Raw genomic sequence first — 14,212 nt, forward strand, 5'->3', positions numbered from 1 at the left:
GCAAACCGGGGAGGCGCGCAAATGATACTCGATCATCTGGCCGTGGCAGGCGAAACGCTGGAAGAGGCTGTCGAGCATACCGAAGACGCTCTGGGCATCGCGCTTGGCCCCGGCGGCCAGCATGCGCGCTATGGCACCCATAACCGCCTCATCGGGCTGGAAGACGGGCTGTACCTTGAGGCCATTGCCATCGACCCCGGGACCCAGCCGCAGGAGCAGCCGCGCTGGTTCAACCTGGACCGCTTCGAAGGCCCGGCAAGGCTGAACAACTGGATCCTGCGCAGCGAGGATCTGGAAGCGGAGAAGCTTCTGCTGCCGCCCCATGCGCAGCGGTATGTGCAGATGCAGCGCGGCGACCTCAGCTGGCTGATGACAGTGCCAGCGGACGGTTTGCTGCCGTTCGAAAATATCTTCCCCGCGGTGCTGCAGTGGCAGGCAGAGCCGCCCGCCGCCAGGCTGCCGCAATCCGGTTGCCGCCTCAGCCGCCTTGTGCTCAGCCACCCCGAGGCGACAGATCTGCAAGCCGCGCTGACCCGGATTTTGAGCGATCCGCGTGTCGCAGTAGAGCAGGGCGCGCCGGCCCTGATGGCGGAATTCGACACCCCGCATGGGGCCAGGGTGCTCAGATGATCATCCGCTCTGCCGCCCCGGCCGACGCCGATGCCATCTGCGCCATCGCCAACCAGGTGATCCGCGGCACGCTGGCCACCTTCAACACCGTTGAGAAGACGCCAGAACAGGTGCGCGAACAGATCGCCGCCAGCCAGGGCGCTTATCTGGTGGCGGAGCAGGGCGGAGAGATCCTCGGCCACGCGCATTTCTTCCCCTTCCGCTCCGGCCCCGGCTACCGGTTTACCGCAGAGCACACCATCCACCTGCATCCCGCGGCGCAAGGGCAGGGCATTGGGCGCGGCCTGCTGCAGGCGCTGGAGGAGAAGGCAAAACAGGCGGGCATCCATGTGCTGATCGCCAGCGTCAGCAGCGCCAACCCCGGTGCCATCGGTTTTCACGCAGCTTTAGGCTATGTGGAAACGGCAAGAATGCCGGAACTGGGCTGCAAATGGGGGCAGTGGCTGGACACCATCTTCATGCAGAAAATCCTGACGCCCGGAATTCCCGCCCCTGACAGCCCCGGCAAAGACCGTTAGGCTGGCACAATGTCACTCTGGACCCGCATCTCCGACGCGCTGGCCGCGCTTGCCAAGGGCGAAAGCCTGACGGATGTCTTCGACCGGTTGCGCGCGCCGCCCGAGAGGACCGTGGCCTTTGCCATCGCCGTGATTGCGCTGGGTGCCAAGATGGCCAAGGCGGACGGCCAGGTCACGCGGGACGAGGTCACCGCCTTCCGCGAAGTGTTCCAGATCGCCCGCGATGACGAGGCTGGGGCTGCGCGGGTGTTTGACATGGCGCGCACCGATGTCGCCGGTTACCAGGAGTACGCCCGCCGCATCCAGCGGATGTTTGCAGGCGATCCCACCACGCTCTGCGACCTGATGGAGGGGCTGTTTCACATCGCCATGGCGGACGGGTTCTATCACCCGGGCGAGAATGAGTTCCTGGAGGAAGTCAGCCGCATCTTCGGTCAGACCCCGCAGCAGTTTCAGGCGCTCAGGGCGCGGTTTGTGCCCGATGCGCCCAAGGATCCCTTTACCGTGCTGGGTGTCTCCCCGGATATGGCCAAGGAGGAGATCCGCAAGCATTGGCGCAAGCTGGTGCGCGAGACCCACCCGGATGCAATGATTGCGCGGGGGGTGCCCGAGGAGGCCGTCAGGCTGGCCGAGAAACGGATGATCGACATCAACCGCGCCTGGGACGAGATCAACGGATGCTGCGGCAATGCGGCTGGCCACCTATAATATCGAATGGTTCGCCAACCTGTTTGACAGCCAGGACAACCTGCTGCTGGATGGCGCGCCGTCCTCGCGCCACGGGGTGGACCGCTACACCCAAGGCCGCGCCATTGCCCATGTGCTGCGCCGCATCGATGCCGATGCGGTGATGGTGGTGGAGGCCCCCAACACCGGCAAAACCCAGCGCACCACCCGCGCCTTGGAACGCTTTGCTGCCGAGGCTGGCCTCAGGGCGCGCGAGGCGGTCAGCGGCTTTCCGAACGACACCCAGCAGGAGATCGCGCTGCTCTACGACCCGGACGTGCTGGATGCGGTGCACGACGCCCGCTCCACGCCAGAGGCGCCGCAGTTCGACGGCGTGTTCCGCATCGACCTGGATATCGACGCGCGCGAGGACGAGGTGCGCTTCTCCAAGCCGCCGCTGGAACTGGCCGTCACCACCAAGGGCGGCACCAAGCTGCGGATGATCGGCGCGCATCTGAAATCCAAGGCGCCGCATGGGGCCAAGTCCCGCGACGAGATCACCGCCGTCTCCATCGCCAACCGGCGCAAGCAGCTGGCGCAGGCGATCTGGCTGCACCGGCGGGTGGCAGAGCACACTGCCGCCGGCGGACATGTGGTGGTGATGGGCGACCTCAACGACGGGCCGGGGCTGGACCAGTACGAAAAACTCTTTGGCCAATCCTCGGTCGAGATTGTCATGGGCGATCTGCTGAACGACCCCCATGCGCAAAGCCTGACCCGCCTCAGGGCGGCGTCGCCGCCCAGCACCTCCCGCTTCTACAACCCGGAAACAAAACGCTATTTCCGGGCGCTTCTGGATTATGTGATGATCTCGCACAGCCTGATGGGCCATCAGCCGCAGTGGCGCATCTGGCATCCGTTTGAAGATGGCGAATGCTACCAGGATGACGACATGCGCAACGCGCTGCTGAACGCGTCCGACCATTTCCCGGTGACGCTGGACATCAGTGTGGCCTGAGAATCGCGAATACTGCCGGGCCGGCGCATGGTCTTTCGCTGGAACGGCAGGCAGCCCGGCCGCCGTACCCGCAGGTTTGCGCCAGTACGGCAAAGGGCGGCGGCTTTGGCCTACTTGGGAAACTTCGCCCGCATGCCGTCAGTGATCGGGAAATTGATCCCTGTCTTGTTGTCGAAGTGGTGGCACTTGACACCTTCGGAATTGCCATCCTTTTCGGGCAAATAGTTCATCACCATCGACAGGGCCTTGATGATCTTCTTGTCGGTCGATGTCGAAATATCCACCGCCTCGCCGCTCAGATGGCGGGAAACGCTGCCCCAGGGTGCTTTTTCCAGCATGCATTTCACAAAGCCGCTCAGGTCTTTCTTGACCATTTTCAGATCATCCAGCTCTTTCCACAGCTCCTGGTATTTCGGCTGCCGGACAAACCAGTAGATGTCGCCGTTCTTCCCGTATTTCTTGAGATGCTTGTCCCAGTATTTGAACATCGCCCGGGCCTGGCCTCTCTTGTCGCGCAGGCCGGAGACGACAACGATCGGCGTGCCCTCGTAATGAGAGGAGACCGCAAGCAAAGCTTCAATGATCTTCTTCTTCACACCCTGCGTTTTGCCGGTCACCTTGCCGGGATAGGTATTGCCGCCGGTGTCGGCTTCCTTGATCGAGTCGTCGATTTTCTTTTTGATCTCCTTGTTCATTTTGTCAGAGATCTTTTTCGCCTGTTTTTTTGCCTCGTCGGCAGACCCCAGGCCGCCCTTCTTTTCACCGCTGGCCCAGTAGGTTTCGTAAAGCGCTTCCGCTTCCTTGGCGATGCTCTCCCACATGGCGCCCCAGGCGGTAGAAGAGACCTTTTGCGTCTTTGCGGCCTTTTCCAAGTTCTTCTTGACCGCCGCAAGCGCCTTCTGGTGCTCCTGCGACTTCACCTTCTGGATTTCTTTCTCCTCCTTTTTCTTTTCGGCCTTGGCCTTGGCCGGTCCGGCCAGGAGTTTCTTGATCGTGCGTTTCCCCGGGTCCACCCGCCCATCTGGCCGGAAACCGCAGATCTTTTCCTGAAAGCTGCTGATGGCCTTGTCCAATTTGCCGCTGGGCTTGCCGTCGGTTTTCAGTTTTGAAAACCCGGCATCGCCAGAAAACGGATTGAGCAGCGATTGGATCGCTTTGACGTCGTTTGGCTGGTTTTTGCCTCCCTTTCCAACGGAGGCGCTAATTTTTTGTCCCATAAGACACCCCAAAAACTGGTTACATACACATACAAACTACCATTGGGGCCGGGACCCGTTGACCTAAGGTCCCTGACCCCAGCACCAGAGTAGGCTGCAGGTTTTTGCTCTGCCAAGTGTTTTCCCAACCTCTGCTTTTTGCGGCAGACCGTTTGCTGCCGGCCGGGATCGCAACGATCAGTCCGGCGGCAGACACCCGCCCGGCGGGGCCGCTGCCGGACAACGCCTCTGTTCCCGCCCTTCAGACCCTCCTATATTGGCATCATGAAACAGATCCTCCTGCCTGCCGCCCTGACCGCCGTCCTCTCAACTCCGCTTGCTGCCCAGGAGGCAGGGGAGGAAGACAATGGCTCTTCCCTGATGGAGCGCGGGGCGGAACTGCTGTGGGAAGGCCTGCGCCAGGAGATGGCGCCGGCGCTTGAGGACCTGCAGGGGCTGATGGAGGAAATCGGCCCGTCGATGGGAGAATTCCTGGCCGAAATGGGCCCCGCGCTGGCGGATATCGCCAAGGAGGTGGAGGATTGGAGCGCTTACGAGCTGCCCGAAATCCTGCCCAACGGCGACATCATCATCCGCAAGAAGACCAAGGACAAGGCGCCCGCCGACATTGAGGAAGGGGCAGAGGAAGGCGTCACCGAAATCTGACGCCTGCCGCCGTTTTCACGATGCCGCAGCCGTCCCGGCTTTGCGGAACGTCAGCAGCACCTCGGCCTCCAGCGCCTTGCCCAGCGATTGCAGCCGGGATTCGGCAACCTCTCCGTACAAGGCGCGCGCAGGCTCCGGCAGCTCCGCATGCAGCACCCGTTTGCGCGGCTGCCAGCGCAAAGAGCCGATCTCGCCCTTGCCGGTCACCATCAGCATCGCGCCGAACCGCATCGCCTTGCCCAGCACCTCGGCCTCGTGCTGGCTTTTCTCGTCCAAGAGCCCGTAAAGATGCGCAAAGGCGCTGCCCTGGCGCTTGTTGCTGTAGCGGTGCAAGAGCGCCAGGCCCAGAAACACCCGTTCGGAATGCTTCAGCCCGCCCAGGTTGGCGCGGGTGGCATTGTCGAAACAGACCTCGGCGCGGTAGTCGGGATGCGCCCGCCAGCTGACGTCATGCAGCAGGCAGGCGGCCTTGATCAGCCGCCGCTTGCTGTGCCGGGCGCCGCTGAACAAGGGGCTCACGAAATCATACAGCGTCTTGCCGAAACCGGGGATGCGGGCGTCTTTCATCTCGGCAAAACGCGAGGCCTCGATCAGCGGATCGCGCTCGCGCAGGCGCTGCGGCATCTGCTCGTACAGCAGCCCCTCGCGGATGCCATAGCTGGAGACCGCGATGTCCTTGGGTTTGAAGGTCTTGACCAGCCGGGTCAGCACGTCGATGGCATAGGGCACCAGCGAGGCACGGCTGGAGGAGATGCCGCAGGCGCTGCGCAGCGTGTCCATGCCGTGTTCGGCGATGTATTTCGCGGTGGCGCGCACGTCGGCTGCGCTCATCCGGTATTCATGCAGCACCTTCAAGGGGTAGCCGCGCCGGTGCATGTCGACGCGGGCAATCGCCCGCCAGCTGCCGCCGACCAGGAACAGGCGGTCGCGCTGCGGCCCCATCTCGGCCTTCAGCTGCTCGATCACTTCCTTGATGTGCTCCTTGCGGCCCCTGCGCCCGCCCTTGATGTCGCGCAGCTTCAGCGGCCCCAGCGACGAGGTCGCCCGGTTGCCGACGGTATTGTCCTGGATCTCCGCCAGCTCCATCGAGGAGCCGCCGATGTCGCAGATCAGGCCATAGGCGCCGGGCCAGCCCAAAAGCACCCCCTGCGCGGACAGCCGCGCCTCTTCGCGGCCGTCGATCACATGGATATTGAGGCCGGTCTCGCGCAGGACTTCCTCGCAGAACTCCGGCCCATCCTCGGCGTCGCGCACCGCCGCCGTGGCCACCGCCGACAAGGGCGGCAGCCCCATGCCCGTCGCCAGCTGCTGGAACCGGCGCAGCGCCGACAGCGCCCGCCTGCGCCCCTCGGGATTGAGCCGCCCGCTTTCGGACAGGCCGGCCCCCAGGGCGCACATGATTTTCTCGTTATAGAAATAGGCCGGGCTGCGCGCGGCGCCGTCAAACACCACCAGGCGCACCGAGTTGGAGCCGACATCCACCACGCCGACCCGCGACAGCGCCCGGGCGCCGGGATCGTCAAAGATCGGGCGGCCGAAGGGGCCCCACTCGGCAAGGCTTGCGTCCGAGGCGTCCTGAATCATATCCATGAGGGCTCCGTCTTGCGATCCGGCAACAGGATGGGCGAAGGGCGGGCAGGGGTCAACCGCTTGCGGATGCGTCATTTTCCGGGCCTGCCTCGCGGATTTCGGTCAGCCCGCGCACCGCCAGCGGCCGCGTCAGGTTGCGTTTCTCGGCCAGCGACAGGTGGTCCAGCCGCCGCACCACCCGCGCCGCGGTGGCAAAGGAACGGTCCATATGCGCCACCAGATAGGGGATCACATCCGGTTTCGGGGTGATCTGGCGGTCGTTGAACAGCTTGGCCAGCACCACCGCCAAAAGCTGGTCGTCCGGCGCCTGCAGCTCTGCATGGGTGGCGGCCTGCACCCGGCTTTGCAGGTCCGGCAGGCTGAGCCCCCAGAGGTTCGGCGCCTGCTGGCCGGTCATGATCAGCGCATGGCCATTGGCCAGCACCAGATTGTGCAGGTGAAACAGAGCGTTCTGCCGCGCGGCATCGGCGGCGATCACCGGCACGTCCTCCACAGCAACCGGGGACCGGGCCAGGTCCGGCACGGTGTCCTCGGTCAGTTCGGTGGCATTGACGATCCGGCCGCCCGACTGGTCCGCCCAGACATGCACCAGATGGGTCTTGCCTGACCCTTTGGGCCCGGTCAGTACCAGTTTGCCGCTGGGCCAGGCAAAGCCCGATTCCAGCAGCGACACCGCCATGGCGTTGCTGGCGGTGACAAAGAAATCCTCCCGCCCGAGCGCGGGTTTTGCAGGGAGTTTGAAGCTGAGCTGCTGCGCCATCGTCTTGTTCCGTGTCACAGTTTTTCCGCATCGCGGTGGCTTTGGCCCTGGTACAGGCGGCTGTCCAGGTACTGCTCGGTCAGGAACCGCATGAGCACCCCCAAGGCTGCAGCCACCGGCACCGCCACCAGCATGCCGACAAAACCGAACAGCGCGCCGAATACCGACAGCGCCAGCAGCAGCCACACCGGGTGCAGCCCGACCGAGCCGCCCACCAGCTTGGGCGTCAGGAAATTGCCCTCCGCCACCTGGCCGATGGCAAAGATGCCCGCCACCAGCCCGATCGACACCCAGTCGCCCCAGAACTGGAACAGCGCCAGGCCGATGGCCAGCGCGCCGCCGATCAGGGCGCCGAGGTAGGGGATAAAGGTGACCAGACCGGCGATGAAGCCCACGGCCAGGCCAAAGTTCAGCCCCACCAGCATCAGCGCCACCGCGTAATAGGTGCCCAGGATCAGGCAAACGGTGCCCATGCCGCGGATGAAGGACGCCAGCACCGCGTCGATCTCGCCCGCGATGCGGCGGATCACCGGCTGGTGGTCGCGCGGCAAAAGCTCGTCGATGCGTTCGACCATCCGGTCCCAATCCAGAAGCAGATAGACCGCCACCACCGGCACGATCACCAAAAGCACCACGATGTTCAGGAAAGACGCCGCGCCGCCCAGCACCGATTGCAGCATGCCAACGGCCCGCGACTGCAGCGTCTGCGCAAAAGAGGTGACGGCCTGGTGAATGCGGCTGTTTTCCTCAAAGATTGCGGGGAAATGCTCGGTGGCAAAGGCCCGGGCGTCGCGCACCAGCTGCGGCAGCACCTGCGCCAGGTCGATCATCTGCGCAATCAGCGTCGGCACCACCACAAGCAGCAGCAGCAGGAAGATCAAGAGCGTGCCGACGGTGATGGCGGCGGTGGCGCCGGTGCGGCTCATGCCCCAGGCCTCCAGCCGGTCGGCGACCGGGTCGATCATATAGGCGATGGCGGCGCCCAGGATGAAGGGCATCAGCACATTGCCAAGCGCCCACATCACCACCGCAAAGACGATGGCGGCAATGCCCCAGTACTTGAACTGCTGTTTCGCTGGTAGCGCCATGACTGTCTGCCCGTCCTAGGTCCGTGTGGTTCAGGATCTTGGCACCAGTCTTTCCCGAAGGGGCAGGGTCATGCAAGGGGGCGGCGCCATTCCCCTGTGGGCAAGACGGGGATAAGGCGGAAAACCCCGGGGGCAAACGGGGGGCAAACGGTGGATGAGGTCCCGCCCGGCCGCAGGCCGGGCAGCGCCCGCCCTCACAGTGTGGGCGGGCGCTCCGCCCCGTTCGGGGCGGGGCGCTGCTTCAGCTAGGGCCCTTAACTGTGCAAAGTGCCCAGTTCCGGCGTGTCTTCGTCCGCGTCCTCATCCGGCCAGTTGGTGCGCCAGATCTCTGCCGACCAATGGCCGCAATGCACCGAAGGCCGGTCAAAACCTGCAACCGGCGGCAGCAGCGGCTGCACCACCACGTCATGGCGCGGCACCGCGAAATAGGGGAAGGAGTAGCGTTCCTTGCCGCTCTTGTTCACCACCCGGTGCGGGGTGGAGACCAGCCGCCCGCCGGACCACAGCTCCAGCATGTCGCCGATGTTGACCACAAAGCCGCCGGGCGGGCAGTCCGGGGTGATCCAGCCGCCAGTCCCGTCTTCGGAGCGCGTCTGCACTTCCAGTCCTCCGACCGGGTCCGGCGCGATGATGGTCAGCGCGTCGGTGTCCTTATGCGGGTGGATGCCAAACCCTTCCTCATCCGGCGCCTGCGGCGGGTAGTGCAGCAGGGTCATGTTGGTCAGGGGATCGCGGAACGGGTCCTGAAAGGCCGCCGAGTCCAGCCCCAGCCCCTCTGCCAGCGCCCCCAGCAGCAGATGGAACACCCCGTCCAGTTCAGCCCAGTAATCCAGGATCACCTCGCGCGCCTGCGGCACCTCCACCGGCCAGCGGTTAGGGCCATAAAGAGGGCAGGCGGCGCGGATGGGGGCGTCAACCGCCACCTCATGGTGCAGCTTGTAGCCCTCGTATTTGTCCGCGGTGCCCGAGCCATCATTGGGCGTGAAGAATCCCATTGGGATATAGCCGCGGTAATTCTCCCGGGTAATCGCCTGATCCCATTTGGAATTCTCCGGCACGGCAAAGATCGCCCGCACCGCGCTGCGCACCGCCTCCACGGTCTCCGGCACCACACCGGTGCCGGTGATCGACAGGAAGCCAATGTCCTCCGCCGCCGCCAGAATGGCTTCGACGGTTTGCTTCCGCTGCGGGTGGCCACCTTCCCGCAGTGGTGTGATGTCGATGGTGGGAATGCTTTGCATCAATGGATCCTCACGCCCTGGCGTTTCAGCTCTGCCTGCACATCCGAAATGTTCACTTCGCCAAACCCGCAATCCGCCTTTACCGACAGTGCCGCAGCAATGCCCGCGCCTTGGCCAGCCACCGCGCAGCAGGCCATATTGCGGGTGGCGGCATGGGCGATCTTGTCTCCGCCGATGGCACGCCCGGCGACCAGCAGGTTCTCAACCCCCTTGGGCAGCATCGACCGGTAGGGGATCTGCATGTAGCGGCCCGTTGTGGGCAGGATCAGCACCCCGTAGCCGTCGATGAACTCCGGATAAATGCCGATGGTGTCCTCGAACCGGCCCTGATGCCGTGTCTCGTCCTCGGTGATGTTATGAACCGCGTCGATCTTGCGGGTGTCGCGGATGCCGATGGTCATGCCGAAATTCCTGAGCCGTGCGCCCTCGCAGCCCGGCGTATAGGCGCGCAGCGCATCAATCGCATGCATCGCCTGTTTGCGCCCCTCGATCTCGCCCTTGGTCATGCTGTCGGGATCGGTGCCGTCGATGCCCGCCAGATGCACCAGGTTCATATAGGTCATCTCGCCACTGTCATGCACCGCGCCCCAGGTGCCGCCGATGGTATTCAAATGTGCTGGAATCACCCCGTCGCGGATCGCCTGGGAAAACGGCTTGGCCAGGAAGGGCGAGAACATATCGTCTTCCTTGCCGGAAGTCTCCACCTGCCATTCGCCGGTCGACCAATTGGCATAGGTCTGCGGATCGGCCTTCACGCCCTCCATGAATTTCTGCTTGTCGACGCCCGCGATGTGGAACATGACCGAGGCCGCCTGCATTTCCTCCACCGGGGTTTTCACGCAGGGCGCGCCCATCATATGGGCAATGTCGGCATCGCCGGTGGCGTCAATCACCCGTTTCGCCAGCACCGCCTCGCGGCCCGCCTTGCTCTCGACAATCACACCTGTGATCCGGTTGCCCTCGCGGATCGGCGCCACAAAGACCCGGTGCAGCATCGGGTGGATGCCGGCCTCCTCGACCAATCTGTCCGCCACCAGCTTGAACCCCTCGCTGTCCAGCTCATAAGACAGCGACTGGCTTTCCGGCACCGCTGCACCCATCGCCTTGGCGCGCTCCTCGAACTCCCAGCCGATGCCATGCGCCTCCACTGTCTGCTCATGCCGGTACCAGGCAAAGCCCTCGACCCCCACGGTGGTGATATTGCCGCCAAAGCAGCCGAAACGGTCCATGAGGGTGACCTCCACCCCGGCCCGCGCCGCCGCCAAGGCCGCCGCCAGCCCGCCGGGGCCGGAGCCCACCACCAGCACCTCGGTTTCATGAATGACCGGAATCTCGCGTGCCGGTTCGGTAATGGTCTTCGCCACGTCTCTCTCCCTTATCCCTGTTGAGAGCGGTGTTTCCGGTAACAGTTCCGAATCTTGAATGGCGATTCAAGTTCTTTTGCGACGCGCTGTCGCAAATGCGGCATGCGGCACCGCCCCCGCTGACCCAGGCCCGGGATGCGCCCCCGCAGGTGCAAAACTGCCGCCGGACCCGCGGAATTAGGTGATTTGGCCGTTTGATGCGACACTGGGGAGGTTGTTGATAAGTATAAGGGGAGGAAAAATGCCGGAGACAAAGAAAATGCTCGACCCGGACCCGAGGGTCTGGGACTTCGAGACGGAGTATGAGCTGGGACAGGACAATATCCGGCCGTTCGGCCTGGACATCCACAATCCTGTCTTCCTGATTTCCAGTATCCTGATTGCCGCTTTCGTGCTGATCGCGCTCGCCAACCAGGAGGCCGCAGCCACCTTCTTTGGCTGGCTCAGGCCCTGGCTCACCAGCACTTTTGACTGGTTCCTGGTCTTGTCGGTGGATGTCATCACCCTGTTCTGCCTGGCGCTGATCATCCTGCCGGTCGGCTCTGTCCGCATTGGCGGCAAGGATGCCAAGCCGGATTATTCCTATGCCGGGTGGATTGCGATGATGTTCGCGGCAGGCATCGGCATCGGCCTCTTGTTCTTTGGCGTGCTGGAGCCGGTTTACTACAACTTCTCCGAAGGCGGCGCGGCGCGGCCCTTGAATATCGACGCCACCCAGCCGGGCAATGAATATATCGGCATCGTCGGCACCATTCACCATTGGGGGCTGGAGGGCTGGGCGGTTTACGCCGCGGTCGGCCTGTCGCTGGCAATCTTCTGCTACAACCTCGATCTGCCGCTGACTCTGCGCTCGGCGTTTTATCCGATCCTGGGCGAGCGGGTCTGGGGCTGGTGGGGCCATGCCATCGACACGCTGGCGGTCTTTGCCACGCTGTTCGGGCTGACCACCTCGCTGGGCCTGGGCGCGCAGCAGGTTGCCGCGGGGCTTTACGAGGTGTTCGGGATCGAGCCATCCCCGACGGTTGTCGTGCTGCTGATCATCGGCATCACCGCAATCGCGCTGGGCTCGGTCCTGATGGGCATGGACGCGGGCGTCAAACGCCTGTCCGAGATCAACATGGTGATGGCGGTGTGCCTGTTCATCTTTGTGATCCTGGTCACCGGCATCGGCGCCGCGATATCGCGTTATTTCAGCGTCATGGTGGACTATGTTCAACTGTTGCCCGCGTTGTCGAACCCCTTCGGGCGCGAGGACACCAGCTACTTCCACGGCTGGACCACCTTCTACTGGGCCTGGTGGATCGCCTGGTCGCCATTTGTGGGCATGTTCATCGCCCGCATCTCCAAGGGCCGCACAGTGCGTGAATTTGTGCTCTGTGCGCTGATCGCCCCCACCGCCGTTTGCGCGCTATGGATGTCGACCTTTGGCGGCGGCGCCATCGACATGCTGAACGCAGGCGGCGCCGAGGGCGTCAAAGCGACCGTGATCGACAGCTACAAGCCTGAGGGCGCGCTGTTCGGTTTCCTGAAGGAGCTGCCTTTGTATTCAATCGTGGCCCCCATCTCGCTGGTGCTGATCGTGATCTTCTTCGTGACCTCGTCCGATTCCGGCTCGCTGGTGATCGACACGATCACGGCGGGCGGCAAGATGGACGCGCCGGTGATCCAGCGGGTGTTCTGGTGCACGCTAGAGGGGTTGGTCGCGATTGCGCTCTTGCTCGGCGGCGGCTTGTCGGCGCTGCAAGGCGCGGCGGTCTCGACCGGCATCCCCTTCACGCTGGTGGTTCTGATCATGTGCTACTGCCTGTGGCTGGCGCTTCGGGCCGAGCGGGCGAAGATGTGATCTGAGAGAACAGCGGGCGGTGCTGCCGCCCGCTGAAACGCTCTTTTGCAGAGCGGCCACAACACGAGGCCCGGGCCTGACCTTGGGAGGGCGCGAATGCGCCTTCCCGGGGGGAAGGTCAGGCGCGGGCCGTGCCGCTGCGCGCCACGTCCCAAGGGTGCAGCCTGGCACCCTTGCCACCCAGGGCACCGCAGTTGGATCCTCCTCTTGCCCGCACCCCCATCACCCACTAAACCGGGCGGGAACTCGAACCCACATCACCGATGGAGCCAAGATGCGCCTGTCCCGCTATTTTCTGCCGGTTCTGAAAGAGAACCCCTCGGAAGCCCAGATCGTCAGCCACCGGCTGATGCTGCGCGCCGGGATGATCAAGCAATCCGCCGCCGGGATCTATTCCTGGCTGCCCTTGGGCTTCAAGGTGCTGAAGAAGATCGAAAGCATCGTGCATGACGAGCAGATCCGCGCGGGCCATATCCCGATGCAGATGCCGACCATGCAGTCCGCTGATCTCTGGCGCGAGTCGGGCCGCTATGAGGCCTATGGCCAGGAGATGCTGCGGGTGAAAGACCGGCATGACCGGGACATGCTGTTCACCCCGACGGCGGAAGAGCTGATCACCGACATCTTCCGCGCCCATGTCAGCAGCTACAAGGACTTGCCGCTGACCATGTACCAGATCCAGTGGAAGTTCCGCGACGAGATCCGCCCGCGGTTCGGCGTGATGCGGGGCCGCGAATTCTACATGAAGGACGGCTACAACTTCGACCTCACCAAAGAGGACGCGCTGCACGCCTACAACCGCCACCTGGTCAGCTACCTGCGCACTTACGAACGCATGGGGCTTCAGGCGATCCCGATGCGCGCCGACAGCGGCCCGATCGGCGGCGACGACACCCATGAATTCCTGGTGCTGGCCGACACCGGCGAGTCCGAGGTCTTCTATGACAGCGCCGTCACCGATCTGACCTTCGGCGACCGCGAGATCGACTATGACAGCGTCGAACAGTGCCAGAGCGTGCTGGAGGAGTTCACCTCCAAATACGCCCGCACCGACGAGACCCATGACGAGGCCTTGTTCAACCAGATCCCCGAGGAGCGCCGCCGTGTCGCCCGTGGCATCGAGGTCGGTCAGATCTTCTACTTCGGCACCAAATATTCCGACGCCATGGGCGCCACCGTTCAAGGGCCGGACGGCAAGAACGTGCCGGTCCACATGGGCTCCCACGGCATCGGCGTCTCGCGCCTCTTGGGCGCCATCATCGAGGCCAGCCACGACGACAAGGGCATCATCTGGCCCGAGGGCGTGACCCCGTTCCACTGCGGCATCGTCAACCTCAAGCAGGGCGACGACGAGGCGGACGCGGCCTGCAACCAGCTCTATGCGGCGCTGACCGCCGCCGGGCTGGACCCGCTTTATGATGACCGTAATGAGCGCGCGGGCGGCAAATTCGCCACCATGGACCTGATCGGCCTGCCCTGGCGCATCACCGTTGGCCCGCGCGGGCTGAAGAACGGCGTGGTGGAGCTGACCTCACGCCGCAGCGGCGAGAGCGAGGAGCTGTCCCCGGAAGAGGCGGTCAAAAAGGTTGTGGAAGTCTACAAGGCCCACCCCACCGGCCGCGGTTTCTGAAG

At 64.0% G+C, this 14,212-nt stretch carries 13 protein-coding genes; 7 read left to right on the forward strand and 6 right to left on the reverse strand.

What is annotated here, in order from left to right; all coding sequences use genetic code 11:
* Window positions 1–21 precede the first annotated feature (21 nt).
* From ACXAEH_RS02515 to ACXAEH_RS02530, 4 genes are read left to right on the forward strand one after another with little or no spacing between them, the layout of a single operon-like run.
* Window positions 22–630 (forward strand): VOC family protein, encoded by a 609-nt coding sequence (locus ACXAEH_RS02515; RefSeq protein WP_475030919.1) that lies wholly within the window; start codon window positions 22–24, stop codon window positions 628–630.
* Complete coding sequence (locus ACXAEH_RS02520) at window positions 627–1,148, forward strand: N-acetyltransferase family protein (protein ID WP_475030920.1); 522 nt, start codon at window positions 627–629, stop codon at window positions 1,146–1,148. Before ACXAEH_RS02515 ends, ACXAEH_RS02520 begins: the two co-directional genes overlap by 4 nt.
* 9 nt (window positions 1,149–1,157) lie before the next feature.
* The gene (locus ACXAEH_RS02525) at window positions 1,158–1,856 is read left to right on the forward strand and encodes a TerB family tellurite resistance protein (RefSeq protein WP_475030921.1); all 699 of its coding nucleotides are present in this window, start codon (window positions 1,158–1,160) and stop codon (window positions 1,854–1,856) included.
* Complete coding sequence (locus ACXAEH_RS02530; protein ID WP_475030922.1) at window positions 1,837–2,832, forward strand: endonuclease/exonuclease/phosphatase family protein; 996 nt, start codon at window positions 1,837–1,839, stop codon at window positions 2,830–2,832. Before ACXAEH_RS02525 ends, ACXAEH_RS02530 begins: the two co-directional genes overlap by 20 nt.
* A gap of 110 nt (window positions 2,833–2,942) precedes the next feature.
* Here ACXAEH_RS02530 and ACXAEH_RS02535 read toward each other — a convergent pair whose 3' ends face one another.
* The gene (locus tag ACXAEH_RS02535) at window positions 2,943–4,049 is read right to left on the reverse strand and encodes a peptidoglycan-binding domain-containing protein (RefSeq protein ID WP_475030923.1); all 1,107 of its coding nucleotides are present in this window, start codon (window positions 4,047–4,049) and stop codon (window positions 2,943–2,945) included.
* Between the two features lie 264 nt (window positions 4,050–4,313).
* Between ACXAEH_RS02535 and ACXAEH_RS02540 the strand changes: the two genes are divergently transcribed.
* Window positions 4,314–4,694, forward strand: coding sequence for a hypothetical protein (locus tag ACXAEH_RS02540; RefSeq protein ID WP_475030924.1), 381 nt, complete (start codon window positions 4,314–4,316; stop codon window positions 4,692–4,694).
* A gap of 15 nt (window positions 4,695–4,709) precedes the next feature.
* Here ACXAEH_RS02540 and ACXAEH_RS02545 read toward each other — a convergent pair whose 3' ends face one another.
* The 5 genes from ACXAEH_RS02545 to ACXAEH_RS02565 form a co-directional block, all read right to left on the reverse strand.
* The gene (locus ACXAEH_RS02545) at window positions 4,710–6,284 is read right to left on the reverse strand and encodes a Ppx/GppA family phosphatase (RefSeq protein ID WP_475030925.1); all 1,575 of its coding nucleotides are present in this window, start codon (window positions 6,282–6,284) and stop codon (window positions 4,710–4,712) included.
* A gap of 52 nt (window positions 6,285–6,336) precedes the next feature.
* Window positions 6,337–7,044 carry an HdaA/DnaA family protein gene (locus ACXAEH_RS02550; RefSeq protein WP_475035504.1) on the reverse strand — a complete coding sequence of 236 codons (708 nt, stop codon included), beginning with the start codon at window positions 7,042–7,044 and terminating at the stop codon, window positions 6,337–6,339.
* Window positions 7,045–7,058: 14 nt separating this feature from the next.
* Entirely contained in the window at window positions 7,059–8,132 is a 1,074-nt protein-coding gene (locus ACXAEH_RS02555; RefSeq protein WP_475030926.1) for an AI-2E family transporter, read from the reverse strand.
* A gap of 254 nt (window positions 8,133–8,386) precedes the next feature.
* Window positions 8,387–9,373 (reverse strand): isopenicillin N synthase family dioxygenase, encoded by a 987-nt coding sequence (locus ACXAEH_RS02560; RefSeq protein WP_475030927.1) that lies wholly within the window; start codon window positions 9,371–9,373, stop codon window positions 8,387–8,389.
* Window positions 9,373–10,737, reverse strand: a complete 1,365-nt coding sequence (locus tag ACXAEH_RS02565; RefSeq protein WP_475030928.1) for an FAD-dependent oxidoreductase — start codon at window positions 10,735–10,737, stop codon at window positions 9,373–9,375. Before ACXAEH_RS02565 ends, ACXAEH_RS02560 begins: the two co-directional genes overlap by 1 nt.
* Before the next feature lie 241 nt (window positions 10,738–10,978).
* Between ACXAEH_RS02565 and ACXAEH_RS02570 the strand changes: the two genes are divergently transcribed.
* Complete coding sequence (locus ACXAEH_RS02570) at window positions 10,979–12,580, forward strand: BCCT family transporter (RefSeq protein WP_475030929.1); 1,602 nt, start codon at window positions 10,979–10,981, stop codon at window positions 12,578–12,580.
* 274 nt (window positions 12,581–12,854) lie between these two features.
* Window positions 12,855–14,210, forward strand: a complete 1,356-nt coding sequence (gene proS / locus ACXAEH_RS02575; RefSeq protein ID WP_475030930.1) for a proline--tRNA ligase — start codon at window positions 12,855–12,857, stop codon at window positions 14,208–14,210.
* Window positions 14,211–14,212 lie beyond the last annotated feature (2 nt).

It is taken from the genome of Leisingera sp. ABM4_060, assembly GCF_056158765.1.

What these genes read in the sequence shown, in the direction of transcription:
- ACXAEH_RS02520 (WP_475030920.1), top strand. Translation starts at nt 627, where the DNA reads ATGATCATCCGCTCTGCCGCCCCGGCCGACGCCGATGCCATCTGCGCC.
- ACXAEH_RS02525 (WP_475030921.1), top strand. Translation starts at nt 1,158, where the DNA reads ATGTCACTCTGGACCCGCATCTCCGACGCGCTGGCCGCGCTTGCCAAG.
- ACXAEH_RS02545 (WP_475030925.1), bottom strand. Translation starts at nt 6,284, where the DNA reads ATGGATATGATTCAGGACGCCTCGGACGCAAGCCTTGCCGAGTGGGGC.
- ACXAEH_RS02515 (WP_475030919.1), top strand. Translation starts at nt 22, where the DNA reads ATGATACTCGATCATCTGGCCGTGGCAGGCGAAACGCTGGAAGAGGCT.
- ACXAEH_RS02555 (WP_475030926.1), bottom strand. Translation starts at nt 8,132, where the DNA reads ATGGCGCTACCAGCGAAACAGCAGTTCAAGTACTGGGGCATTGCCGCC.
- ACXAEH_RS02535 (WP_475030923.1), bottom strand. Translation starts at nt 4,049, where the DNA reads ATGGGACAAAAAATTAGCGCCTCCGTTGGAAAGGGAGGCAAAAACCAG.
- ACXAEH_RS02530 (WP_475030922.1), top strand. Translation starts at nt 1,837, where the DNA reads ATGCGGCTGGCCACCTATAATATCGAATGGTTCGCCAACCTGTTTGAC.
- proS (WP_475030930.1), top strand. Translation starts at nt 12,855, where the DNA reads ATGCGCCTGTCCCGCTATTTTCTGCCGGTTCTGAAAGAGAACCCCTCG.
- ACXAEH_RS02560 (WP_475030927.1), bottom strand. Translation starts at nt 9,373, where the DNA reads ATGCAAAGCATTCCCACCATCGACATCACACCACTGCGGGAAGGTGGC.
- ACXAEH_RS02570 (WP_475030929.1), top strand. Translation starts at nt 10,979, where the DNA reads ATGCCGGAGACAAAGAAAATGCTCGACCCGGACCCGAGGGTCTGGGAC.
- ACXAEH_RS02540 (WP_475030924.1), top strand. Translation starts at nt 4,314, where the DNA reads ATGAAACAGATCCTCCTGCCTGCCGCCCTGACCGCCGTCCTCTCAACT.
- ACXAEH_RS02550 (WP_475035504.1), bottom strand. Translation starts at nt 7,044, where the DNA reads ATGGCGCAGCAGCTCAGCTTCAAACTCCCTGCAAAACCCGCGCTCGGG.